Here is a 22,498-nt window from a genome sequence, read left to right as displayed (position 1 = left end):
GGCCGGACAGCCCCCCGGTGGTCCGCGCAAGCGGCCGGTGGAGCAAGGGCTCCCGCCACGACAGGCGCAGGAAGCCCGAAAGTATGGCAGCACCGGGCGCCAACTGCAAGGCTGCGGGGCTTGCAGCCGCGCGGGAGGGACATGCATGCGCCAGACGACATGCCGCCGGACTGCCGCGTCAGCACCGGACTTTGCGACACTCGCCGGGTGAATGACGGACCTTCCGCACACCCCGCCACCAGAGCCATGCACTTTCATGCGCACCGGCCTGCGCGGCGGGCCGTGCTGGCCGCTGCCACAGCCACGACCGCGCGGCCAGGCCGGCGCGCCTGCCGGTTGCCGCGCTCCCCGACCGAGGCCGTGACGGCCGGAGATGCACCTTGAGCGCCCCCATGCATGCCCCGCACGCGACTCCGTCGCTGCAACTGGACCTGCCACCGGCGGTCAGCACGGCGCTGCGCCGTGCACATCGCTACCTGTTGCAGGACGGCACGCCGTTGTACACGCTGGCCTTCGATGCCGAGCGCTTCCAGCCGCAGGCCTTCGCCGCTGCAGCGATCGCCTGTCCGGACAGCATCGCGCGCAGCGTGCGCAAGCGCCAGGCGGAATTCCTGTTCGGGCGCCTGGCCGCGCGGCTGGCGCTGGGCGAGGTGCTCGGCCCGGTACAGGCGCAGGCCGAGATCGCGATCGGTACGGCGCGCCAGCCCTGTTGGCCGGCCGGCAGCCTGGGCAGCATCTCCCACAGCGATGGCTGTGCAGCAGCAGTCGCGCTGCGGTCCGGCCAGGCCCATGGCATCGGTATCGACCTGGAACGGCTGCTTGCGCCTGCCGCACGCGAAGCCGTGCTCGGGATGGCCATTGATGGGAACGAGGCCGACCTACTGGCCGCCGCGGCCGATGCGCAGTGGTCGCACGACGCGCTCCTGACCGCCCTGTTCTCCGCCAAGGAAAGCCTGTTCAAGGCCGCGTTCGGCGCGGTTGGACGCTACTTCGACTTCGCCGCAGCCCGCGTTTGCGCGGTGGACATGATGCAACAGCGCCTGCACCTGCGGCTCACCGAGACCCTGTGTGCGCAGTTCGTCCGCGCACAGGTCTGCCAGATCGGCTTCGCGCGACTGGACCTGGATCCGCAGTTGCTACTGACCCACTACACGTGGTGATCGCGGCGAAGTGCCTGCTACTGCCACACGACCTCGACGTCCCCGGCCGGAATCGCCGAATAAGGACGCCCACCTCGCAACTCGATAGACATCATCTACATCTCTGTCGCCCGGTGCTCGGCGTCGGTAGTGAAGCTCTCGCCGCATCCACATTCGGCAGTTGCGTTGGGGTTGCTGAAAGTAAAAGTCTCGCTCAGACCGTGCTTGCCGAAATCGATGCGGGTGCCATCCACCAGCGGCAGGCTGACCGGGTCGACGAAGATGCGCACCCCACCCTGCTCGAACACCGCGTCGTCGTCGCGCGCCTCGCGGGCCAGGTCGGTGATGTGGCCCCAGCCGGAGCATCCGGTCTTGGTCACGCCAAAGCGCAGACCCAACGCACCCGGGGTCTGCTGCACGAAACGCTGCACGCGCTCCAGCGCGGCGGGGGTGAGGCTGACGGCCATGGGGGCTCTCCAGAACGGTGGTGGCAAGTATAGCGAGGCCGCACATCACGGGTGGCAGGCCGGGTGGCGGGGTCTGCAACACATGGGGGCAGCACGCGCGCGCGACAAGCGGGCACCGGGCAAGCTGTTCAGATGCTCGCGCCAGCGCGGCCGCAGCCAGTAAACTCGCAGGTCATTCAAGGTCGCAACGGCGGGGAATAGTCATGACGGTGGTCAGCGTTGAACATGCGCTTGCGGGCAAACTGCCCGAAGGCGGCGAAGTCACGGTACGGGGGTGGGTGCGCACGTTGCGCGGATCTGCCGGACTGGCCTTCATCAACGTGACCGACGGCTCGTGCTTCGCTCCGATCCAGGTGGTGGCCAATGACACCCTGCCCAACTTCGACGAACTCAAGCGCCTGACCAGCGGCTGTTCGCTGATCGCCAAGGGTGTGCTGGTGAAGTCGCAGGGCAAGGGCCAGTCGTTCGAGATCCAGGCCAGTGGCGTCGAGATCGTGGGTTGGGTCGAAGACCCCCTGACCTATCCGATCCAGCCCAAGCCGATGACGCCGGAGTTCCTGCGCGAAGTGGCGCACCTGCGCCCACGTACCAACCTGTTCGGCGCGGTCACCCGCATCCGCAACTGCCTGGCGCAGGCGGTGCACCGCTTCTTTCACCAGAACGGCTTCAACTGGATCAGCACCCCGATCATCACCACCTCCGATGCCGAAGGCGCCGGGCAGATGTTCCGCGTGTCCACGCTGGACATGGTCAACCTGCCGCGCGACGCCGCCGGCAATGTGGATTTCAGCCGCGATTTCTTCGGCAAGGAGACCTTCCTCACCGTGTCCGGCCAGCTCAACGTAGAGGCCTACTGCCTGGCGCTGAGCAAGGTCTACACCTTCGGCCCGACCTTCCGCGCAGAAAACAGCCACACCACACGCCACCTGGCCGAATTCTGGATGATCGAGCCGGAGATCGCCTTCGCCGATCTGGCCGAAGACGCACGCCTGGCCGAACACTTCCTCAAGTACCTGTTCCGCGCGGTGCTGGACGAACGCGGTGACGACCTGGCGTTTCTGGCCGAGCGCGTGGACAAGAACGCGATCACCAAGCTCGAAGCCTTCATCAACGCGCCGTTCGAACAGATCGACTACACCGATGCGGTGAAGCTGCTGCAGAACGCCGGCAAGAAGTTCGACTTCCCGGTGGAATGGGGCCTGGACCTGCAGACCGAGCACGAGCGCTGGCTCACCGAAGACCACATCGGCCGCCCGGTGGTGGTGACCAACTATCCCGAACACATCAAGGCGTTCTACATGCGCCTGAACGACGACGGCAAGACCGTCGCGGCGATGGACGTGCTGGCGCCGGGCATCGGCGAGATCATCGGCGGTAGCCAGCGCGAAGAGCGCCTGGACGTGCTGGATGCGCGCATGGCGCAGTTCGGCCTGGACAAGGAGCATTACGGCTGGTATCGCGATTTCCGCCGCTACGGTTCGGTGCCGCATGCCGGTTTCGGCCTGGGATTCGAACGCCTGGTGGTCTACGTGTGCGGGCTGAGCAATATCCGCGACGCCATCGCCTACCCGCGCGCGCCAGGCAGCGCGGAATTTTGAGGTGAACCTGCCGGCCGCCATCCCCATACTCCAATCGCTGGCCTTCGGGCTGGCGGCGATTACGGGCGGGCTGACAGCGATACGTAACGTGTTGCTGGCGCGGCTGGCGTCGCGCCAGCTGGATCCGCAACGCTGGTGGCAGACCAACAGCGCGCGTACCGCAACCCGGCATGCCACGGCTCCGCTTCGCTGGGCCATTGCAGCGCTGATCATTGGCGCGCTACTTCCGAAACTTTTCCTGATGCTGGCGGCCGCATGATTCTGTTCTTCGCCCTGTGCTTCGTCGGCCTGGCCGTCGCAGGTCTGACCGCGCTGCTGATCTTCTGGCCGCTGACCCTGGTGCACCTGCGCGACCGCCATCCGCAGGCGCTGGAAAGCTTCGGCGACCCGGCCTTCATCAGCCCCGTGGCATTGCGCTGGTTGCTGGCGCGCCATTACCGCAGCTACCGCGACAATGCGCTGTCCGGGTTGGCCACGCCCGCCTGGCTCTCGCTGCTGACCATCTTCTTCGGCCTGGGCATGGCGGCCCTGCTCGGCCTGCTCTCCAAGGTTCTGACATGACGACTGCTGCACCGGATACCGACCTCGATCGCGATCAATGGTGGCTGGCCACCATCGGCCGCACCCTCATCTGGGCGCGCTTGCGCATCAAGGCCGCCGGCACCGCCGAGGTGCTGGACAGCGACGGCAAGACACTGGCCTACGACAGCGAAGACAGCGCGCGCGCCGCCCTGTTCGACGCCGAATTCGTGGCGCTGGACGGGCTGGACGAAGAAGATGCGTTGATCCGCGGCTTCTCGCTGCACGAGATCACGCCACCGCGAGGCGACGACGACACCGACCTGCGCGAACGCATGGTGGTGAACATGGGCGGCCGCGCCTGAGATGTACGCACCGCGCGCCTTCGCCCGGACCGATCTGGCGCTGCTGGACCGCCTGCTGGCGCGCGACCCGTTCGTCACCCTGATCAGTCCAAGCGACGACGGTGTCCCGGCGATCTCGCACCTGCCGGTGCTCTACCGTCGCGATGGCGAGGCCGTCACCATCGAGGGGCATTGGGCGCGCCCCAATCCGCAGGCCCGCGCCACTGGCGATGCGGTAATCGTGGTGCACGGGCCGCACGCCTATGTGTCGCCGAACTGGTATCCGGACAAGGAGGCAGCTGCGCGCGTGCCGACCTGGAATTACGCCGTTGCGCATCTGCATGGCGAATGCAGCCGGGTGGAGGACGAGCAGGCCCTAGGTGATCTGATCGGCCGCATGAGCCGTCACTTCGAGCAGCGCGTCGGCAGCGACTGGCAATTCGAGATGGAACGCGACAGCCATCGCCGCCAGTTGCGCGGTCTGGTCGGTTTTCGCTTCGTCCCCCGCCGTATCGAGCTCACGTTCAAGTTGAGCCAGAACCACCCGGCGGCCAATCGCCGCAGCGTCAGCCAGGCGCTGGCGCAACAACCGGGCGAGGACGCGCGCGCGGTTGCGATGTGGATGCAGGACACGCAGGACGCCGCGGGCACGCAATAGGAACAGCCAACAACAACTGCTGTGCAGTGGCCGGTGCTCGGAATCGGCATGTACTACTCGTACGCTCCGGTTTCTCCGCGCTGTCCCGCATCCGCCTGACGATTGCTCACCACGTTTTTTTTAGCGGCTCTCAGTATCCCGCCGCGCCGGTCAGTTGCGCCGATCAGTGACGCACGCTCCTTGTCTGCAGCAGGGAGGAAGAGGCCGGATGATCCCACGGTACCGGACCATGCGGTCACGCGCATCGGCGAGGGTTCTTCAGTCCATGTCTACGAGCCACGCCGGTCGGCGCGGGAAGCCCACGTGGTAACACACCCACTCCACCGACACCTGCTCCGCCCCGATCTGCTCCGTGCTGGAGTGCTTCTCGATGGCGATGATGCGCCCCTTGGGAAATTCCGCCAGACAGCGGTTGAGCAGGTCCATCGCCCGCGCATCCTGGTCGTCGGCAGTCGGCCGGTCGCCGTGGCCCTTGCGCACCGCGATTCGCTTCACGAAGCGGATCTCGCTCAAATCGCCCATCTCGCTACCGGTCGCTTGGTGCATCGATAAGACTCCAGGTCATGACAGGTTCGGGAAACTGGCGACGCGCGCGAGCCAGCCTTTCAAAAAGGGCCGCAGCGTCGGCCGTGCTGTCGCCAGCCGGGTGTAGTAGTCCACGCGCCCCTGTTTGTAGCGCATGTAGAGCTGGGTCTGGTCGACCTGCTGCAGCGCTGCCAGCGTCTGCGCCGAGAACCTGCCATCGACCGGCACCTGCTGTCCCATCTCGCCCAATAGCGACTGCAGCAGCTTCACCGCCGCGGAGCCGGCTTCGGTATAGAAATCGAACAGGATGTCGGCCAATGCTTGCAGCTGGATCGCATCGCCCTGCAGCCTGTCCCAGTAGAGCGTCTTGTACAGCGTGGCCGCCTGGGCCACGGTCAGCGCCCGCAGCGACTCCAGCGACGGCTGCACGCCGAGCGTGGCCTGGGCCGTCTGGCTGAACGTCGCCAGGCTGATCCCCATGTTGGTCGCCCCGCCGGGGTCCTGGGGCGCATCGACGAAACCACCCTGAAAACGCAGGAAGGTGGGAAAGAACTGCATGAAGTCGGCCATGGGATACAGGTCTGTCCGGAGTTCCGCCCACTCTAGCGCGGGCGCCGCTGCCCGATCTCGGCGCCGGTTCCAGTTTGCGCGCGGCGGCCGATCGCGACCTGGCTGGCCGCCATGCGCCCACTCCACGGTGACGGCGCATCCACGACGCGGCCATGACACGCACTGCACATGCGTCTGAAATAATCGTGGCCATGAACGAACTCAACCATCTGCTAGACAACAACCGCGCCTGGTCAGAGCGTATCCGTCGCGAAGATCCGGAATTCTTCTCCAAACTGTCCACCCAACAGACGCCCGAGTACCTGTGGATCGGCTGCTCGGACTCGCGCGTGCCGGCCAATCAAATCATCGACATGGCGCCGGGCGAGGTGTTCGTCCATCGCAACATCGCCAATGTGGTCGTGCATACCGATCTGAACTGCCTGTCGGTGATCCAGTTCGCGGTCGATGTGCTCAAGGTCAAGCACATCCTGGTAGTCGGCCACTACGGCTGCGGCGGCGTGTTCGCCAGCCTCACCCAGAAGCGGATGGGCCTGGTGGACAACTGGATCCGTCACGTCACCGACGTGGCCGACAAGCATGAAACCTGCCTGCACGACGCGGGCGACCTGCCGGTGCAGCATGCACGCCTGTGCGAGCTCAATGTGCTGGAACAGGTGGTCAATGTCTGCCGCACCACCATCGTGCGCGATGCCTGGGACCGTGGCCAGGCGTTGTGCGTGCATGGCTGGGTGTACAGCCTGCGCGATGGGCATGCGCACGATCTGGGCATGTCCATCGATCGCCCGGAGCTGCTGCAGGAGCGTTACGACGCCGCGCTGGCGCAGATCCAGGCCGATCACGCCGAACGCTGAGTCGCCGCCGCACGCATGGTCCACCGCGGCGCCCATCGGCGCCGCCGGTTGGCTATGCTGGACGTCTTCTTTGCCGAGGAACGTCGATGCTGGTCCCGCCGATCAACCTGCATGCCTGGATCGCGCAGCACCGCCACCTGCTCAAGCCACCGGTGGGCAACAAATGCATCCAGCAGGACGGCTTCATCATCATGATCGTCGGCGGGCCAAACGCGCGCACCGACTATCACTACGACGAAGGCCCGGAGTGGTTCTTCCAGCTCGAAGGCGAGATGGTGCTGAAGGTGCAGGACGAGGGCGTGGCGCGCGACATTCCGATCCGCGCCGGCGAAATCTTCCTGCTGCCGCCGAAGGTGCCGCATTCGCCGCAGCGTGCCGCCGGCTCGGTCGGCCTGGTCATCGAGCGCGAGCGCCTGCCCAACGAGCGCGACGGGCTGCAGTGGTATTGCGCGCACTGCAATCACAAGCTGTACGAGGCGATGTTCCCGCTGCGCAATATCGAAACCGACTTCCCGCCGGTGTTCGATCACTTCTACCGCTCGCTCGCGCTGCGTACCTGCACCCGATGCGGGCAGGTGCACCCTGCGCCCGAACGATATGCCGCGGCTGGCGACTGAGTGGGCGGCAGGCCTGACGCGACGCGGGCGTGCGCCGTGACGTGCCCGGGACAGGGCATGGTCAACCGCATTCCCGAACCGCCCGGATCTGGCGTACGCAGGCAGCCGCCGAGTCAGCTCCCTCCACTGGCCCCACGGCCGCCGGCACCATGCTGCGCGCACTGATCGACCTGAAACCGCGCGATGTGCCGCTGCGCGTCGCCTTGCGCAATACGGCGGCGGTCGTGCTGCCGCTGGCCGTCGGCGTCGCCACCGGGCATGTCGCCGCCGGCCTGGCGGTGTGCAGCGGCGCGCTCAATACCATGTTCTCCGATCAACCCGGCCCGTACCGCGCACGCCTGCAGCGCATGCTGATGGCCGCGCTGGCCGCGGGTCTGGCGGCCTTGCTGGGCGTGTGGGTCGGGCACGACACGCCGGCCCTGGTGTTGGCCGGGCTGCTGCTCGGCCTGGGTGGTGGCCTGCTGGTGGCACTGGGCCCGGTGGCGGCGCGGGTCGGCCTGACCAGCATGATCCTGCTGGTGGTCAGCGCCGACATGCGGCTGCCGGTCGACCAGGCGCCCGGCGTGGCGGCGCTGATCTTCGCCGGCGGCCTGCTGCAGGTGCTGCTGGCGCTGGCGGCCTGGCCGTTGCAGCGCTACCGGCCGGAGCGTTTCGCGCTGGCCGAGCTGATGCGCCAGCTGGCCGGCATCGCCCGGCAACGTCCGGAGGCCAGCGCGGCACCGCCGGCCACCCAGGAAGTGCTGGATGCGATGGTGATGCTGCATGGCGAGCACCGCTCGCGCGCGATCGCCGTGCAGAGCTTTCGCATCATCGCCGAGCTGTGCGATCGCGTGCGGCTGGAGTTGCTGTCGCTGGCCGACGCCGACACCCGATTGAGCGAGTCGCAGGCGCGCCCGGCGATCGAACGGGTACTCGAACGCAGCGCCGTCGTGCTGGACCAGCTGGCGCATGCGATGACGGTGGGCGAAGACCCGGAGGCGGCCGCTGCCTCGATGACCGGATTCGACGATCTGATCGCCGCGATGGCGCAGATCCAGCACGACAATGCCGACACCCGCGAGCGCCGGTTGGTGCGCGTGGCGGTGGCGCGTGCGCAAGGCCTGGGCGGGCAACTGCGTGCGTTGATCCGCAATGCGCACTGGGCCAGCAGCCGCGGCGATATCCAGGCGCAACTGGCCGAGGCGCGGTTACCGGCCGCGTTACGGCCGGCAGCCAGATGGGCCACCCTGCGCGCGAATCTGAATCTATCCTCGGTGGCGTTCCGGCACGCATTGCGCTGCGGCGTGTGCCTGGCGCTGGCCATCGCCTTCCAGCGCTGGCAGCAGATTCCGCACGGCTTCTGGATTCCGATGACCACCGCCATCGTGCTCAAGCCGGATTTCGGCGGCACCTTCAGCTTCGGCGCGCTACGCGTGGCCGGCACCTTCGTCGGGCTGCTGCTGGCCACCTTGCTGGCGCACCTGGCGATGGATGGCGCCAGCATTCGCCTGGCCTTGCTGGCGCTGTTCTGCCTGGGGTTCCGTTTGCTGACCCAGGTCAATTACGGCATCGGCGTGGCCTTCCTCACCGGCATGCTGGTGCTGCTGCTGTCCTTCGAAGGCGTCACGCCCGGCGAAGCGGTCGGCGCGCGCCTGCAAGCCACGGTGGCCGGCAGCACGCTGGCGCTGATCGCCTATGCGCTGTGGCCCACGCGCGAACGTCGGCATATTCGCGCCGCGCTGGCGCAGTTGCTCGACGCCTATCGCGAGCACCTGCACAACCTGCTGCTGGGGCGGATGGACCGCCTGGGCGACAGCCGCGCTGCGGCGCGCGTGGCGCGTACCAACACGCAGGCCTCGATCGAACGCCTGCGTGGCGAGCCGCGCAGCCGGCGCAACCTGCAGGAGCTCAAACTCGCTGAGTCGCTGCTGGCCAATGGCAACCGGCTGATCCGCGCCACCCTGCTGCTGGAAGCGGTGCTGCGCGATGGCCATACCTTGCCCAGGCTGGATGCGCTATCGGCGTTTGCCGATCGCGCCGACCAGGCCCTGGCCGAGCTCATTACCTACCTGGTCGACGGTGGCACGCCGGCCGCAGCCACCTTGCGCAGCGCCGAGCGCACGCTCTCCGAAGCGCTGGCCGCACTGCCCGACAGCTCGCCCGCCAGCGCCGCCCTGGCCGATACCATCGACCGCGTCACCGACAGCATCGGCACGCTCACCCATCTGCTGCGCCCCGCGCGAGCGATCTCGACAGAAACATCCGCAGCGCATGACGGCGTCCACGGAGCCGGCGGGTAAACTGCCGCATCGCTACAGACCACTGCCAGCCCGATGACCACCGACCCACTGTCCCGCTCCCATGCCGCAGCGCTGGATGCCGCCGACCCCTTGCACGCGCTGCGCGATGCCTTCGTTTTCCCGCAGCATGCCGGTGCGGACCAGACCTACTTCGTCGGCAATTCGCTGGGCCTGCAGCCCCGCGATGCGCGCGTCATGGTGGACGAGGTACTCGATCACTGGGGCGCGCTGGCGGTGGAAGGCCACTTCACCGGCCCGACCCAATGGCTGACCTATCACCAGCTGGTGCGCGACGGGCTGGCGCGCGTGGTCGGCGCGCAACCCGGCGAAGTGGTGGCGATGAACACCCTCAGCGTCAACCTGCACCTGATGATGGCCAGCTTCTACCGCCCGACTGCCGAGCGCGGCGCGATCCTGATCGAGGCCGGTGCCTTCCCGTCCGATCGCCACGCGGTCGAATCGCAGCTGCGCCTGCACGGGCTGGATCCGGCCACGCATCTGATCGAAGTGGAGGCCGATGAAGCCAACGGCACGTTGTCGATGGCGGCCATTGCCGATGCCATCGTGCAGCACGGTCCGCGCCTGGCGTTGGTGCTGTGGCCGGGTATCCAGTACCGCACCGGGCAGGCATTCGATCTGGGCGAAATCGCGCGGCTGGCGCGCGCGCAGGGCGCCGCGGTGGGCTTCGATCTGGCCCATGCGGTAGGCAACATCCCGCTGACCCTGCATGACGATGGCGTCGATTTCGCGGTGTGGTGCCACTACAAGTATCTCAATGCAGGCCCGGGCGCGGTGGGCGGTTGCTTCGTGCACGCGCGGCATGCCAACAGCGAGCTGCCGCGCATGGCGGGATGGTGGGGACATGAGCAGCACACCCGCTTCCGCATGGACCCGCAGTTCGTCCCCTCGCCCGGCGCCGAAGGCTGGCAGCTGAGCAATCCGCCGGTGTTGGCGCTGGCACCGCTGCGCGCCTCGCTGGCGTTGTTCGACCAGGCCGGCATGGCCGCATTGCGGGCCAAGTCCGAACGGCTGACCGGCCATCTGGAGCAGTTGATCCATGCGCGTTTGCCGCAGGTGCTGCAGATCGTCACTCCTGCCGAACCTGCGCGGCGCGGCTGCCAGCTGTCCTTGCGCGTGGTTGGCGGGCGCACGCAGGGGCGGGCGTTGTTCGAGCATCTGCGTTCGGTCGGCGTACTCGGCGACTGGCGCGAACCTGACGTGATCCGCATCGCGCCGGTGCCGCTGTACAACCGTTTCAGCGATCTGCACACCTTCGTGGAACAGGTCGAAGCCTGGGCCGCGGCCTGAGCGCTCAGGCTGACTGCACCGCCACCACGCCGCACGGCCGGCGCGCGGAATCACTGCAGGTCAACGTACACTCCGAGCCCGCCCACGGCTGATGCCAGGGCGGCCGTCATTGCCAGCCGTTGTCTTCCCCCTTTTCGCCGGCGCTGCGTCCGGCTGCTGCCGGACATTGCATTGAGCCCAGTTTCCCCCCGCTCCCTGACCCTGATCGGCGCCGGCCTGGCCGGTTGCCTGCTGGCCATCCTGCTGTCGCGCCGCGGCTGGCAGATCACCATGTACGAGCGCCGTGGCGACCCGCGCATCAAGGGTTACGAGTCCGGCCGCTCGATCAACCTCGCACTGGCCGAACGCGGCCGCCACGCACTGCGCCAGGCCGGTGCCGAAGAGGCGGTGATGGCCAAGGCGGTGATGATGCGCGGACGCATGGTGCACCCGATCGGCGCAGAGCCGCAGCTGCAGCGTTACGGCCGCGACGACAGCGAGGTGATCTGGTCCATCCACCGCGCCGCATTGAACGTTGCGCTGCTGGAGCTGGCCGAACAGGCCGGCGCACGCGTGCACTTCCATCGCCGCCTGCACACGGTGGACTTCGATGCCGGCTACGCGCGCTTCATCGACGACCGCGACGACCAGCCGCACGAGATCCACTTCCAGAGCCTGATCGGCAGCGACGGGGCCGGCTCGGCACTGCGCGCGGCGATGCAGCGCAAATCGCCGCTGGGCGAGCGCATCGAATTTCTCGATCATTCGTACAAGGAACTGGAAATTCCGCCGTTGCCCGATGGCGGCTTCCGCATCGAGCGCAATGCGCTGCACATCTGGCCGCGCGGGCGCTACATGTGCATCGCGCTGCCCAACGACGGCGGCACCTTCACCGTGACCCTGTTCCTGCCCAACGCCGGCGACCCCAGTTTCGCCACCACCCGCACCGGCGAAGAAGCCCACGCCCTGTTCGCCCGCGATTTTCCCGACGCGCTGCCGCTGATTCCGCAGCTGGAAGAACACTGGGAAGAACATCCGCCCGGCCTGCTCGGCACCCTGACCCTGGAGCGCTGGCACCTGGACAGCCGTGCGCTGCTGATCGGCGACGCCGCGCATGCGATGGTGCCCTTCCACGGCCAGGGCATGAACTGCGCATTCGAAGACTGCGTGGCATTGGCCGAGCAGATGGATGCGCACGACGACATCGGCAGCGCGTTCGCCGCATTCGAGGCCGCACGCCGCGACGATGCCGCGGCGATCCAGCAGATGGCGCTGGAGAACTATCTGGAAATGCGCGACCGCGTGGGCGATGCCGACTTCCTGCTGCAACGCGAACTCGAACAGCAACTGCAGGCGCGCTGGCCCACCCGTTTCGTGCCGCACTACACCATGGTCACCTTTCTGCGCACGCGCTATTCGATCGCGCTGGCGCGCAGCGAGATCCAGCGGCAGATCCTGGTCGATGCCACGCGCGGGCATCGCGACCTGTCGCGGATCGATTGGGCCGCGCTGGAAACGGTGGTGCATGCGCGCCTGGAGCCGCTGGAGGGCGCGCACTGAAACAGGCGCCTGCAGCGTGTCGCGCGCGGCCGCACAGCCGCGCCTCAGCGTGCGGACCCGGCGATGAGGGATACTAGCGGCCACTGGCGGCGCATACGCCGTGCGCCGCGGATCCGGATGTCGCCACCGCATGCCTGAGAGCTTTCTCTTCTACGACCTGGAAACCTTCGGCCAGGACCCACGCCGCACCCGCATTGCGCAGTTCGCCGCCGTGCGCACCGATGCGCAGCTGCGCGTGATCGAAGAACCGATCAGCTTCTTCGTGCAGCCTGCCGACGATCTGCTGCCCTCGCCCTACGCCACCATGGTCACCGGCATCACCCCGCAGCACGCGCTGCGCGAAGGTGTGAACGAGGCCGAAGCGTTCGCACGGATCGCCGAGCAGATGAGCCGCCCGCAGACCTGCACGCTGGGCTACAACTCGATCCGCTTCGACGACGAATTCGTGCGCTGCGGCCTGTTCCGCAATTTCTACGACCCGTACGAACGCGAGTGGCGCAGCGGCAATTCGCGCTGGGACCTGCTGGATGTGCTGCGTCTGGTGCATGCATTGCGCCCCGACGGCATCGTCTGGCCACAGCGCGAGGATGGCGCCACCTCGTTCAAGCTGGAACACCTGGCCGACGCCAACGACGTGCGCGAGGGAGACGCGCATGAAGCGCTGTCCGACGTATACGCCACCATCGGCATGGCGCGCAAATTTCAGCAGCACCAGCCGAAACTATGGGACTACGCATTGCGCCTGCGCGACAAGCGCTTTGCCGCCACCCTGCTGGATGTGATCGCCATGCAGCCGGTGCTGCACATTTCCCAGCGCTATCCCGCCTCGCGCCTGTGCGCGGCGGTAGTGTTGCCGCTGACCCGGCATCCGCGCATCGACAGCCGGGTGATCGTGTTCGATCTGGAAGGCGATCCGGAGGTGCTGCTGCGGCTGAGCCCGGATCAGATCGCCGAGCGCCTGTACATCCGCGCTGCCGATCTGCCCGAGGGCGAGCAACGCATCCCGCTGAAGGAAGTGCATCTGAACAAGTCGCCGGCACTGGTCGCCTGGCAGCATCTGCGCGAGGCCGATCTGCAGCGCCTGGGCGTGGACCGGGCGGCGGTACTGGCCAAGGCCGAGCGCCTGCGCGCACTCGGCCCGACCCTGGCCGAGAAGGTGCGCCAGGTGTATGCGGGCGAGCGCAGCGCCGATGCGGCGGGTAACGACGCCGACGCCTCGCTCTATGACGGTTTCCTTGCCGAAGGCGACAAGCGCCTGCTGAGCCAGGTGCGCGCCAGCGCACCGGCCGAACTGGGCGCACTGGAAACGCGGTTTCGCGATCCGCGCCTGATCGAGCTGCTGTTCCGCTATCGCGCGCGCAACTGGCCGCACACGCTGTCGATCGCAGAACTCGATCGCTGGAATGCCTACCGCCGCCAGCGCCTGCTCGACGACCGTGGCCTGGGCGAACTCACCCTGGAGCAGTACCACGCGCAGATCGCGGATTTACGGCTTGCTCACCCCGACGATGCTACCAAGCAAGCCCTGCTCGACCAGCTCGCCGCCTGGGGCTCGGATCTCCAACGCACGCTATGACCACCTATTTTTCCGACGCCAGTTTCAAGTTCCTGCGCGCCCTGGCCCGCCACAACGACAAGACCTGGTTCAACGACCACCGGCATCAGTACGAAGCCCATGTGCGTCAGCCATTCCTGCAGCTGATCACCGATCTGCAGCCGGCGCTTGCGCAGGTGAGCGAACACTATCGCGCCGATCCCAAGACCCAGGGCGGCTCGCTGTTCCGCATCTACCGCGACGCACGCTTTTCCAACGACAAATCGCCGTACAAGACCTGGCAGGGCGCGCGCCTGTTCCATGCGCGCCGGCGGCAGGTGCCGGCGCCGTCGTTCTATCTCCATCTGCAACCGGGCGAGAGCTTTGTCGGCGCAGGTCTCTGGCATCCCGAGCCGGACACCCAGCGCAAGTTGCGCCAGTTCATCTTCGACAATCCCGGCAGCTGGAAGGCCGCCGCGCACAGCCCCACGCTGCGCCGCAAGTTCGCGTTGGACGACAGCGAAAAACTGGTGCGCGCACCGCGTGGTTTTCCCAACGACTTCGAGTTCATCGACGATCTCAAGCACCGCAACTGGGCCTACCTGCGCCATCTGGACGACAGCATCATGACCGGGCCGCGCCTGCGCCAGACCATCGAGGCGGACCTGGTCATCCTGGCCCCGTTCGTCGATTACCTGTGCGCGGCGCTGGATCTGGAATTCTGATGCGGCAGGCGAGGCAAGCCGTCGCAGGCCTGCAGTTGCCACGCGTCATCGGCAACGCCCATCGCGCCCCGTGGCGCGGCTACCGGCATCCCGCGGCTGCTCGAGTGCCGGGCGAAAAGTCGGTAGCCAGCCCCACGTCCTCCCGCAGGCTCGCACCCGGGCGCGAGCTGGCGTTCGCGGTGACGCGGGATCGCCTGCGCGATTCACTCCACGCCTGCATCGGCCGGCTGCGCGCCGACACCTCCCACACGGCAACCGGGTGCGAACGATGAAGAAGCGTTGGTGGCTGTTGCCGTTGGCAACGGTGGTACTGCTGGCCGGCTACGTGATCGCTGGGCCGTATCTGGCCATCCGCGGCATCAGCCAGGCCATCGCCGAGCGCGATGCCGCGCGGTTGGAGCGCTACGTGGATTTTCCCAGCCTGCGCGTCAACCTGAAGGCGCAGCTGGACGATTATCTGGTGCGTCAGGCCGGCAGCGGCCTGCAATCGAGCCTGTTCGGCGGCTTCGCCCTGCAACTGGCCAGCGGCATCGGCGGTGCGGGCGTGGATACCCTGGTCACGCCGCTGGGCATCGGCGCCGTGCTGCAGGGCCATCACGTGTGGAATCGCGTGACCGGCGACACCGTCAGTGCCGACACCTATGCCGCGGCCGCACCGGCGCGCCCGCTGCAGGACGCCAACCAGCGCTTCGAATCCATCCGCCGCTTCACCGCCACCACGCAGACCGCGGCCGGCGCGCCGGTGGTGTTCGTGCTGACCCGCCAGGGCCTGCGCTGGCGGCTGACCGATATCCGGCTGCCGCTGACCGATACGGCAACGGCGCCCACACCGTAGTGCGCGGCGCAGCGGCTGCACGTGCCGCGCTGTGGCGGCGGCGCGCCGGTTATGAAAACCGCCAGGCCCGTTCCTGCCAGGCCGCCTGCAGCCGCCGCATCGACGGGCGCAGCTGGCGACGCGCCATCCACGGCAACGGCGCCAGCGCCTGCTCCAGCGGTGCCGGCGTCCCTCGTCTGGTCCAGGCGAACGCGATCTGGTTGCGCAGATCAGGCTCGGGCAAGACCAGCACCAGGCCGTCGAAGAGCGTGCGCAGCTGCCCCAGATGCTCGGCGATCGGCACATCGTACAGATTGAATGCCAGCACCCCGCCTGGGCGCAGCGCGGCCCGGCACTGTGCGTAGAACTCCGGCGTACACAGCGCCGGCGGAATGCCGTCGGCGTCGTAGGCGTCCAGCAGCAACAGGTCGTAGCGCCCGGCGCGGCTGGCGATCCACTGCGCCCCATCGCCCAGCGTGATCTCCAGCCGCGCGTCGTCGCGCGGCAGCACGAATGCATCGCGCAACGCCAGCACCTGCGCATCGGCTTCCACCGCCTCGATGCGTGTGCTGGGCAGGTAGCGGTGGCAGAACTTCAGCTGCGCACCGCCGCCTACGCCGATCAATCCGATGCATGCCGGGCGTGGCTGCAGCCACAGCGCTGCCAACATGCTGCGCGTGTACGGCAACACCAGCCGATGCGGTGCCCAGCGCGACATGCGGGTCTGCACCGTGTCGTCGCTGAAGGACAGTTCGAGCTTGCGCCAGGTGCGCAGCAGCCCGGCACGCGCCGGCGGCCGTGGCCCCCCGCTCATGCCTGCGGCGGGTCGTTGGCCACCCCGTGCGGCACATGTCCGGCCGCCACGTGCTGATGCTGGCGTGCGCTGTCGATGTTGTGCTGGGAGTCGTCGAAGAAGATGTCTGCGCCAAACGCCTGCAGGAACGGGCCCTTGTGCCGTCCGCCGAGGAACAGCGCCTCGTCCAGGCGCACTCCCCATTCGCGCAGGGTGCGGATCACCCGTTCGTGCGCCGGCGCCGAGCGCGCGGTGACCAGGGCAGTCCGGATCGGCGACGCTTCGCCGGGCGGAAACGCGGCCTGCAGGGTATGCAGCGCCGACAGGAAGTTGCGGAATGGCCCGACCGACAGCGGTTCGCGCGCACGCTCGCGCTCGTGCCGCCCGAACGCCTCCACGCCCTGCTCACGCGAGATACGTTCGCTCTCGTCACCGAAGATCACCGCATCGCCGTCGAAGGCGATACGTAGCTGCGTGGACAGGCGGCTTTCGTCGTTGTCGGCGATCGCAGCCGCGGCCTCGGCGCGCTCGCCGGGTGCGCGCGGCATGATGGTCGCCGCAGCGATGCCGTGGGCCAGCGCGCGGCGCACCGATTCCGGATTGGCGGACAGGAACAGGTCGGTGCCGAACGGCTTCACGTACGGCCAGGTCGGCTCGCCCGAGGTGAACGTGGCGCGCACGATACCCAGGTTGTAGTGCTGGATCGAGTTGAAGATGCGCAGGCCGGTATCGGCCGAATTGCGCGACAGCAGGATCACTTCCACGCGCGGGGTTTCTTCCGGCGCATCGTGGTTGAGCGCCAGCAACTTGCGCACCACCGGAAAGGCCACACCCGGCTGCAGGATGTCGTCTTCGTGCTCGCGCTGGAATGCCGAATACGCCTCCACCCCGCTGGCCTCGAACAAGGCATGGCCTTCCTCGAGATCGAACAGCGCGCGCGAGGTCACTGCGACGGTCAATAACCTGGGGGAGTTGTCGGGCATTGGAAAGGCCGGGATTGGTGATTGGGGATTCGGGATTGGTCTGGCGCGGCGATCGGGAACGGGAAATCAGGCGTTGCACGACCCGCGCCGCATGCTAACGCGTCGGCGCGACCGCAGGCAGACGGCATCGCGTGCCGTGCCGTTGTCATGATCAATCCCGAATCCCCACTCCCGAATCCCCGCCGTCAAACCGCAAACTGCTCGCTGAAGATGCGCTCTTCCAGGTTGTGCTCCGGGTCGAACAGCAGGGTCACGCGGCGCTCGCTGGATTCGCGAATGGTCACTTCCACCACATCGCGAATCTCATGCGAATCGGCGGTGACGCTGACCGGGCGCTTATAGGGATCGAGCACGCGGAAGCGTACTTCCGTATCGGCCTTGAGGATGGCGCCGCGCCAGCGCCGCGGGCGGTATGGCGCGATCGGGGTCAGCGCCAGCGTATGCGACCCCAGTGGCAGGATCGGCCCGTGCGCGGAGTAGTTGTAGGCCGTACTGCCGGCAGGCGTGGCCACCATCACGCCGTCGCCGATCAGTTCGGCGATGCGGGTCTGGCCGTTGAGATCCACGCTCAGATGCGCGGCCTGCCGGGTCTGCCGCAACAGCGACACCTCGTTGTAGGCCAGCGAGCCGGCGCTGGTGCCGGACTCGGTCTGCACCAGCATTTCCAGCGGCCGCAAATGGGCCGGCTCGGCACGTTGCAGGCGCGCCAGCAGATCGTCCTCGCCATCGCGGTACTGGTTCATCAGAAATCCCACCGACCCCAGCTTCATGCCGAACACCGGCTTGTCGGCGGCGCCGTGGCGATGCAGGGTCTGCAGCATGAAGCCGTCCCCACCCAGCGCGCAGACCACATCGGCCATCTCCAGCGGATGGTCGCCATAGCGCTGCACCAGGCGGGCGCGCGCGTTCATCGCAGGCTCGGTGGGGCTGGCCAGGAAGGCGATACGGGGTGGTGCGGTCATCGTCGACTCCAGTACATGCGAGCCAGCATACCGCAGCGCCGTCATGGGCTCACTGCGCTGCGCTCCGCCCTCGCCTGGGTGAACGCGCCTGCGTCGCGGCAACGCACGCCCACCTCGCCAGCGCTACGCGTCATGCCGTCCCGGCAGCCGGCCTCAACTCACGCCGTCAACCGCCAGGCACGATGGATGCGTGCATTCCGCTCGAAATCCGGATCGATGGTGCGTGGGCTGATCTCCTCGCACTGCGCGAACTCGGCCACCGCCACCTCGTCCAGTTTGAAACGGCGGAAATTGTTGGAGAAATACAGCACGCCACCGGGCGCCAGCCGTGCCACCGCCGCACGTAGTAGACGCACGTGCTCGCGCTGGATATCGAAGTCGTCCGCGCGCGCCGAATTGGAGAAGGTCGGCGGATCGCAGAACACAACGTCGTAATGCGCACGTTCGGCTTCCAGCCAGGCCAGCGCATCGGCCTGCACCAGCGTGTGGCGTGCGCCGCTCAGCCCGTTCAAGGCCAGGTTGTCGGCGCACCACTGCAGGTAGGTGCCGGACAGATCCACGCTGGTGGTGGCGCTGGCCCCGGCCACCGCCGCTTCCACGCTGGCGACGCCGGTGTAGCAGAACAGGTTGAGGAAACGCCGCCCCCTGCATTGCTGCGCCATGGTCCCGCGCAACGGACGGTGATCCAGGAACAGCCCGGTATCCAGATGGTCGAACAGGTTCACCCGCAGCAACGCGCCATGTTCGCGCACGTGGATGAACTCGTTGCGCTGCTCGAAACGGCCGTACTTGCTGCCGCCCTTGCCGCGCTCGCGCGACTTCAGCGCCACGCGCTCGGCCGGGACCTCGAAGACCTCGCGCGCAGCGGCGAGCAATTCGTTGAGACGGCGGCGGACATCGGCTTCGGGAATCGTCGCCGGCGCGGCGTACTCCTGCACATGCAGGAAGCTGCGCCGGTCGCCATCGGCCTGCTGATACACGTCGATGGCGGCCGAGTACTCCGGCAGGTCGGCGTCATAGGCGCGGAAACATTCGATGCCTTCGCGGGCACGCCACTTCTTGAGTTTCTGCAGATTCTTGCGCAGGCGGTTGGCCACCATCTGCGCGCCGTCGCTGAGCGCGGTCGGTGCCGCCAGCGGGGTGCGTCGCGGCACTGCGATCGGGTCGCAGACGATCAGGGCGCACTCGATCGCACCATTGAACACCTGGTATTTCTTGCCCGCGCGCAGGCCGGTGGCATAGGCCAGCTCGGCATTGCCGCACAGCAGACTGGCGCGCCACTGCGGCACGACCCGCTGCAAGGTGTCGCCGAGCCGGCGATACAACGCCGCATCGGCGGCCAGGCGTTCGTCGTAGGGCGGATTGCACACCACCGCGCCGGTGGCCTGCGGCGGCGTCTGCAGATCACCCACCTCGCGCACGCCGAACCAGATCGCCTCGGCCACGCCGGCGACCTGCGCATTTTCCCTGGCAGCACGGATCGCATGCGGATCCATGTCGCTACCGTGGATCACCTGCCTGAGTGCAGCGCGGCCCAGGCTGTCGCGTTCGCGCGCCTCGCCGACCAGTTGCTGCCAGCCCTCGCGGTCGAAACCGCGCCAGCGGCTGGGCACGTCGCTGCCATAACGCTGCAGGCCGGGCGCCACGTCGGCGGCCATCAGCGCCCCTTCGATCAGCAGCGTGCCGCTGCCGCACATCGGGTCCAGCAGGCCGCCGCCATCGGCATACACGCGCGGCCATCCGGCGCGCAGCAACACCGCCGCAGCCAGGTTTTCCTTCAACGGCGCCTCGTTCTGCGCCATGCGCCAGCCGCGCCGATGCAATGGACCACCGCCCAGGTCCACCGAAATGGTGGCGCGGCCCTTGCGCAGCGACAGGTTCAAACGCAGGTCCGGGCTGTCCACGTCCACCGACGGGCGTTCCAGGCCCTGCCGGCGCATGCTGTCGACCACTGCATCCTTGATGCGCTGCGCCGCGTAGCGGGCATGCGTGATGGCAGTGCCGGAGACGTGCGCATCCACCGACAGGGTGTGCCCCACCGCCAGATGCTCATGCCATGGCAGCGCGGCAACGCCGGCATACAGCGCGTCCTGATCCGGGCAGTCGAATTCGGTCAGGGGCCACAGCACCCGGCTGGCCAGGCGCGACCACAGCACCGCGCGCTGCGCATCGCGCAACTGGCCTTCGACGTTGACGCCGGAAATGGTGGCGGTGGCCTTGCTGGCGCCCAGCGTCAGCAGCTCGTCGGCAAGCAGGTATTCCAGGCCTTTGGCGCAGGATGCGAAGAATTTCACGTGGGCAGGTATCGATAAAGACGCTGGCCGCGGCGGCGAGCGTGGGAACAGGACAACGGGCCGGCGCCCGCAGGAGCTGGGCCGTGGCCGCCGTGGACGGGCGCAAATGGTCGGCCATCGGAGCCAGCATTACCAGCCCGTCGGCCAGACGCCCCCCTGCACGGTTCACCACGATGCCAGTCTTCCCCGATGCCAGCGCCACCAGCGCACGCCGCTCAGTGCCCGGGACTGCCTGCAACGCCCACCAATTGCCGCGATGACCGGATCGCCCGGACCTGGCAGCGGCACCGCCGAACGCCGCCACTGCCGCGGGCGTACCGGCCAGTGACCGCCTCTCAGGCCTTGGCGGGCTTGTGTGCGATAACGGTGGGAAAGAGGCTGGCGCGATCGTCGATGAAACGGATGTCGGCAAAGCCGGCGCTCTCCAGTTGCCCGCGCGTTTGCGCGTGCGTGCGGAACGATGCCCAGCGTGCCTGCACGATATCGACGAAGATCTGGCTCTGCAATGCCAGCGCCGCCGGGTCGATCAGCGTCATCTGCCATGGCGAGTGCGCGCACAGGCTCGGAGGAGGAGTCAGGAAACTGGTCAGCAGCGTGCCGCCGGGCCGCAACCTGTGGAAGAACGCGCGATACAGGGCGATCACGCGCGCGTCGTCCGGCTCGTAGAGATTGAGTCCGTTACTGGTCAGCACGTCCACGCTGTCGGCATCGCCCTGCGTCCAGGCGTCTTCCAGCCGTAGCGACAGCCGCCCCTCCAGCCCGTACTGGCGCGCCAGTTTCAACGCACCTTCCAGCGCCTGCGGATCCAGGTCGATGCCGAGCAACTGCACCTCCGGACACTGCCGGTAGTCCAGGCTCAGCACGTCGCCCATCCAGCCGCAAGGCACCGAAGCCAGCGTCATGCCAGGCCGCAGCAGGGCCTGCAATTGCGCACGGAAGATACCGAACCGCTCGCGCGTGGCGAGCACGGCCGGGAGTGTCTCGAACAGGGCGTATTCCAGTGCCGGCGTGGCCTCGCGCGCCAGGCTGCCTGGTGGGTGCGTCACCAGGCGATGGGTCCAGGACGCATCCAGCCCGCGGTTGCGGAGCAGGAACCGGCCCAGCTCCACCTCCCATAGCGCATCGAGCAACTGCAGCAGGCGCTCCACCTCGGCCGCGGACCGTGCCGGGTCCTGGCCAAGCCGCGCCTTGATCGAGGCGAGCAGGGTCGCATCGTCCCGCGGCAGATCGCCCGCGTGCGAAATCAGGCGCGCCTGCGGCGACACCGGTTGCGTCTCGTGTTGCATCGTTCACCTCGTCAAGCGTTGATCGCGGTCCATCGACCATGGTGACGGCTGACGCTGGCCGCGACGGTGACCAGAGCGATGCAGTCTGCCGGCGAACGAACGCGACCGCAGGCCGAGGCAAGGCGCCGGGCAGCCATGCACACGGCTCAGCCCAGTCCGAATGCCGGGTGATAGGCGACGTCGGCCAACGGCAGCAGGCGGTCGCCGAATGCCAGCGCCTGCAGCTCGGGGACGACCGCGCCGGGCAATGTCAGGCCGGGTTCGACCGCGAATCCCAAGCGCTGGAAGAAGGCCGGCGCGCCCAACGCCACGCAGCCTGCCGCGCCGCGCTCGCGCAGCGTGGCCAGCGCGGCCTGCGCCAGCCGCGTGCCCAGGCCCTGCCGTTGATGCCCTGGCCCCACTGCCAGCGGACCCAGTGCATACCAACCGGACGCCTCGTCCGACAGCGACACCGGCGACACCGCCACATGCCCGACCACGTAGCCCTCGTGATCGGCCACCAGCGACAGCGCCAGCGCGCCGTCTTCGCGCAGTGCGGCGATCACCTGGTGCGCGTCGTGGCGGCTTTGCGGCTCGCGCATGAACGCCACCATGGTCAGGATCTCGATGGCGGCCGCATCGCCTGCGGTGGCCTCGCGTATCAGCACATCCATCGTCATTGGCCGCGCGGCAGGCACGTGTGCGCGCGCA

At 67.8% G+C, this 22,498-nt stretch carries 23 protein-coding genes and 1 other RNA gene; 15 read left to right on the top strand and 9 right to left on the bottom strand.

Annotated elements, in window-relative coordinates; genetic code table 11:
* Positions 1-392 precede the first annotated feature (392 nt).
* Positions 393-1,160 (top strand): 4'-phosphopantetheinyl transferase family protein, encoded by a 768-nt coding sequence (locus LL962_RS13570; RefSeq protein ID WP_228317288.1) that lies wholly within the window; start codon positions 393-395, stop codon positions 1,158-1,160.
* A gap of 95 nt (positions 1,161-1,255) precedes the next feature.
* On the opposite strand, the gene LL962_RS13565 is transcribed toward LL962_RS13570, so the two are convergent.
* Positions 1,256-1,606 (bottom strand): HesB/IscA family protein, encoded by a 351-nt coding sequence (locus LL962_RS13565; protein WP_228317287.1) that lies wholly within the window; start codon positions 1,604-1,606, stop codon positions 1,256-1,258.
* Between the two features lie 203 nt (positions 1,607-1,809).
* Here LL962_RS13565 and asnS point away from each other — a divergent pair, with 203 nt between their 5' ends.
* From asnS to LL962_RS13535, 6 genes are all read left to right on the top strand, one after another.
* On the top strand, positions 1,810-3,204 hold the full coding sequence (asnS, locus tag LL962_RS13560; RefSeq protein ID WP_104587883.1) for an asparagine--tRNA ligase: 1,395 nt from the start codon (positions 1,810-1,812) through the stop codon (positions 3,202-3,204).
* 1 nt (position 3,205) lies between these two features.
* Entirely contained in the window at positions 3,206-3,463 is a 258-nt protein-coding gene (locus LL962_RS13555; RefSeq protein WP_228317286.1) for a hypothetical protein, read from the top strand.
* The gene (locus tag LL962_RS13550) at positions 3,460-3,765 is read left to right on the top strand and encodes a hypothetical protein (protein WP_104587885.1); all 306 of its coding nucleotides are present in this window, start codon (positions 3,460-3,462) and stop codon (positions 3,763-3,765) included. Before LL962_RS13555 ends, LL962_RS13550 begins: the two co-directional genes overlap by 4 nt.
* Positions 3,762-4,088, top strand: coding sequence for a hypothetical protein (locus LL962_RS13545; protein WP_104587886.1), 327 nt, complete (start codon positions 3,762-3,764; stop codon positions 4,086-4,088). The genes LL962_RS13550 and LL962_RS13545 overlap by 4 nt, the downstream gene beginning before the upstream one ends.
* A gap of 1 nt (position 4,089) precedes the next feature.
* On the top strand, positions 4,090-4,725 hold the full coding sequence (locus LL962_RS13540) for an FMN-binding negative transcriptional regulator (RefSeq protein WP_228317285.1): 636 nt from the start codon (positions 4,090-4,092) through the stop codon (positions 4,723-4,725).
* 48 nt (positions 4,726-4,773) lie between these two features.
* Positions 4,774-4,851: non-coding RNA, sX9 sRNA (locus tag LL962_RS13535), on the top strand.
* A gap of 132 nt (positions 4,852-4,983) precedes the next feature.
* On the opposite strand, the gene LL962_RS13530 is transcribed toward LL962_RS13535, so the two are convergent.
* On the bottom strand, positions 4,984-5,271 hold the full coding sequence (locus tag LL962_RS13530; protein WP_228317284.1) for a hypothetical protein: 288 nt from the start codon (positions 5,269-5,271) through the stop codon (positions 4,984-4,986).
* A 15-nt stretch (positions 5,272-5,286) separates the two neighbouring features.
* Positions 5,287-5,820 (bottom strand): glycoside hydrolase family 108 protein, encoded by a 534-nt coding sequence (locus LL962_RS13525; protein ID WP_228317283.1) that lies wholly within the window; start codon positions 5,818-5,820, stop codon positions 5,287-5,289.
* Between the two features lie 191 nt (positions 5,821-6,011).
* Between LL962_RS13525 and can the strand changes: the two genes are divergently transcribed.
* The 8 genes from can (at position 6,012) to LL962_RS13485 (ending at position 15,511) form a co-directional block, all read left to right on the top strand.
* On the top strand, positions 6,012-6,674 hold the full coding sequence (can, locus tag LL962_RS13520) for a carbonate dehydratase (protein ID WP_104587889.1): 663 nt from the start codon (positions 6,012-6,014) through the stop codon (positions 6,672-6,674).
* 86 nt (positions 6,675-6,760) lie between these two features.
* Complete coding sequence (locus tag LL962_RS13515; protein ID WP_228317282.1) at positions 6,761-7,291, top strand: 3-hydroxyanthranilate 3,4-dioxygenase; 531 nt, start codon at positions 6,761-6,763, stop codon at positions 7,289-7,291.
* Between the two features lie 149 nt (positions 7,292-7,440).
* The gene (locus tag LL962_RS13510) at positions 7,441-9,570 is read left to right on the top strand and encodes an FUSC family protein (RefSeq protein WP_228317281.1); all 2,130 of its coding nucleotides are present in this window, start codon (positions 7,441-7,443) and stop codon (positions 9,568-9,570) included.
* A gap of 33 nt (positions 9,571-9,603) precedes the next feature.
* The gene (kynU, locus tag LL962_RS13505; protein WP_104587892.1) at positions 9,604-10,878 is read left to right on the top strand and encodes a kynureninase; all 1,275 of its coding nucleotides are present in this window, start codon (positions 9,604-9,606) and stop codon (positions 10,876-10,878) included.
* A gap of 171 nt (positions 10,879-11,049) precedes the next feature.
* Positions 11,050-12,417, top strand: coding sequence for an FAD-dependent oxidoreductase (locus LL962_RS13500; RefSeq protein WP_228317280.1), 1,368 nt, complete (start codon positions 11,050-11,052; stop codon positions 12,415-12,417).
* Positions 12,418-12,547: 130 nt separating this feature from the next.
* Positions 12,548-13,993 (top strand): exodeoxyribonuclease I, encoded by a 1,446-nt coding sequence (gene sbcB / locus LL962_RS13495; RefSeq protein ID WP_228317279.1) that lies wholly within the window; start codon positions 12,548-12,550, stop codon positions 13,991-13,993.
* Complete coding sequence (locus tag LL962_RS13490; protein ID WP_228317278.1) at positions 13,990-14,676, top strand: DUF2461 domain-containing protein; 687 nt, start codon at positions 13,990-13,992, stop codon at positions 14,674-14,676. Before sbcB ends, LL962_RS13490 begins: the two co-directional genes overlap by 4 nt.
* A 268-nt stretch (positions 14,677-14,944) precedes the next feature.
* Positions 14,945-15,511 carry a DUF2939 domain-containing protein gene (locus LL962_RS13485; protein WP_104587896.1) on the top strand — a complete coding sequence of 189 codons (567 nt, stop codon included), beginning with the start codon at positions 14,945-14,947 and terminating at the stop codon, positions 15,509-15,511.
* Positions 15,512-15,560: 49 nt separating this feature from the next.
* On the opposite strand, the gene LL962_RS13480 is transcribed toward LL962_RS13485, so the two are convergent.
* The 6 genes from LL962_RS13480 to LL962_RS13455 form a co-directional block, all read right to left on the bottom strand.
* The gene (locus LL962_RS13480; protein ID WP_228317277.1) at positions 15,561-16,304 is read right to left on the bottom strand and encodes a transferase; all 744 of its coding nucleotides are present in this window, start codon (positions 16,302-16,304) and stop codon (positions 15,561-15,563) included.
* Complete coding sequence (locus LL962_RS13475) at positions 16,301-17,266, bottom strand: 5'-nucleotidase (RefSeq protein WP_228317275.1); 966 nt, start codon at positions 17,264-17,266, stop codon at positions 16,301-16,303. Before LL962_RS13475 ends, LL962_RS13480 begins: the two co-directional genes overlap by 4 nt.
* Positions 17,267-17,451: 185 nt before the next feature.
* Positions 17,452-18,228 (bottom strand): NAD kinase, encoded by a 777-nt coding sequence (locus LL962_RS13470; protein ID WP_228317274.1) that lies wholly within the window; start codon positions 18,226-18,228, stop codon positions 17,452-17,454.
* 158 nt (positions 18,229-18,386) lie between these two features.
* Positions 18,387-20,522 carry a bifunctional 23S rRNA (guanine(2069)-N(7))-methyltransferase RlmK/23S rRNA (guanine(2445)-N(2))-methyltransferase RlmL gene (gene rlmKL / locus LL962_RS13465; RefSeq protein WP_228317273.1) on the bottom strand — a complete coding sequence of 712 codons (2,136 nt, stop codon included), beginning with the start codon at positions 20,520-20,522 and terminating at the stop codon, positions 18,387-18,389.
* 335 nt (positions 20,523-20,857) lie between these two features.
* On the bottom strand, positions 20,858-21,808 hold the full coding sequence (locus LL962_RS13460) for an SAM-dependent methyltransferase (RefSeq protein ID WP_104587900.1): 951 nt from the start codon (positions 21,806-21,808) through the stop codon (positions 20,858-20,860).
* A 146-nt stretch (positions 21,809-21,954) separates the two neighbouring features.
* On the bottom strand, positions 21,955-22,461 hold the full coding sequence (locus LL962_RS13455) for a GNAT family N-acetyltransferase (protein WP_228317271.1): 507 nt from the start codon (positions 22,459-22,461) through the stop codon (positions 21,955-21,957).
* Between the last annotated feature and the right edge of the window lie 37 nt (positions 22,462-22,498).

The organism is Xanthomonas sp. NCPPB 1067, from assembly GCF_020783795.1.
Lineage (GTDB): Bacteria > Pseudomonadota > Gammaproteobacteria > Xanthomonadales > Xanthomonadaceae > Xanthomonas > Xanthomonas melonis.
This window is presented reverse-complemented; position numbering and strand designations above follow the sequence as displayed.

What these genes read in the sequence shown, in the direction of transcription:
- LL962_RS13490 (WP_228317278.1), top strand. Translation starts at nt 13,990, where the DNA reads ATGACCACCTATTTTTCCGACGCCAGTTTCAAGTTCCTGCGCGCCCTG.
- LL962_RS13530 (WP_228317284.1), bottom strand. Translation starts at nt 5,271, where the DNA reads ATGCACCAAGCGACCGGTAGCGAGATGGGCGATTTGAGCGAGATCCGC.
- LL962_RS13510 (WP_228317281.1), top strand. Translation starts at nt 7,441, where the DNA reads ATGCTGCGCGCACTGATCGACCTGAAACCGCGCGATGTGCCGCTGCGC.
- LL962_RS13545 (WP_104587886.1), top strand. Translation starts at nt 3,762, where the DNA reads ATGACGACTGCTGCACCGGATACCGACCTCGATCGCGATCAATGGTGG.
- sbcB (WP_228317279.1), top strand. Translation starts at nt 12,548, where the DNA reads ATGCCTGAGAGCTTTCTCTTCTACGACCTGGAAACCTTCGGCCAGGAC.
- LL962_RS13570 (WP_228317288.1), top strand. Translation starts at nt 393, where the DNA reads ATGCATGCCCCGCACGCGACTCCGTCGCTGCAACTGGACCTGCCACCG.
- LL962_RS13475 (WP_228317275.1), bottom strand. Translation starts at nt 17,266, where the DNA reads ATGCCCGACAACTCCCCCAGGTTATTGACCGTCGCAGTGACCTCGCGC.
- LL962_RS13480 (WP_228317277.1), bottom strand. Translation starts at nt 16,304, where the DNA reads ATGAGCGGGGGGCCACGGCCGCCGGCGCGTGCCGGGCTGCTGCGCACC.
- LL962_RS13550 (WP_104587885.1), top strand. Translation starts at nt 3,460, where the DNA reads ATGATTCTGTTCTTCGCCCTGTGCTTCGTCGGCCTGGCCGTCGCAGGT.
- LL962_RS13525 (WP_228317283.1), bottom strand. Translation starts at nt 5,820, where the DNA reads ATGGCCGACTTCATGCAGTTCTTTCCCACCTTCCTGCGTTTTCAGGGT.
- LL962_RS13540 (WP_228317285.1), top strand. Translation starts at nt 4,090, where the DNA reads ATGTACGCACCGCGCGCCTTCGCCCGGACCGATCTGGCGCTGCTGGAC.
- asnS (WP_104587883.1), top strand. Translation starts at nt 1,810, where the DNA reads ATGACGGTGGTCAGCGTTGAACATGCGCTTGCGGGCAAACTGCCCGAA.
- LL962_RS13470 (WP_228317274.1), bottom strand. Translation starts at nt 18,228, where the DNA reads ATGACCGCACCACCCCGTATCGCCTTCCTGGCCAGCCCCACCGAGCCT.
- LL962_RS13565 (WP_228317287.1), bottom strand. Translation starts at nt 1,606, where the DNA reads ATGGCCGTCAGCCTCACCCCCGCCGCGCTGGAGCGCGTGCAGCGTTTC.
- LL962_RS13515 (WP_228317282.1), top strand. Translation starts at nt 6,761, where the DNA reads ATGCTGGTCCCGCCGATCAACCTGCATGCCTGGATCGCGCAGCACCGC.
- can (WP_104587889.1), top strand. Translation starts at nt 6,012, where the DNA reads ATGAACGAACTCAACCATCTGCTAGACAACAACCGCGCCTGGTCAGAG.
- kynU (WP_104587892.1), top strand. Translation starts at nt 9,604, where the DNA reads ATGACCACCGACCCACTGTCCCGCTCCCATGCCGCAGCGCTGGATGCC.
- LL962_RS13485 (WP_104587896.1), top strand. Translation starts at nt 14,945, where the DNA reads ATGAAGAAGCGTTGGTGGCTGTTGCCGTTGGCAACGGTGGTACTGCTG.
- LL962_RS13455 (WP_228317271.1), bottom strand. Translation starts at nt 22,461, where the DNA reads ATGGATGTGCTGATACGCGAGGCCACCGCAGGCGATGCGGCCGCCATC.
- LL962_RS13460 (WP_104587900.1), bottom strand. Translation starts at nt 21,808, where the DNA reads ATGCAACACGAGACGCAACCGGTGTCGCCGCAGGCGCGCCTGATTTCG.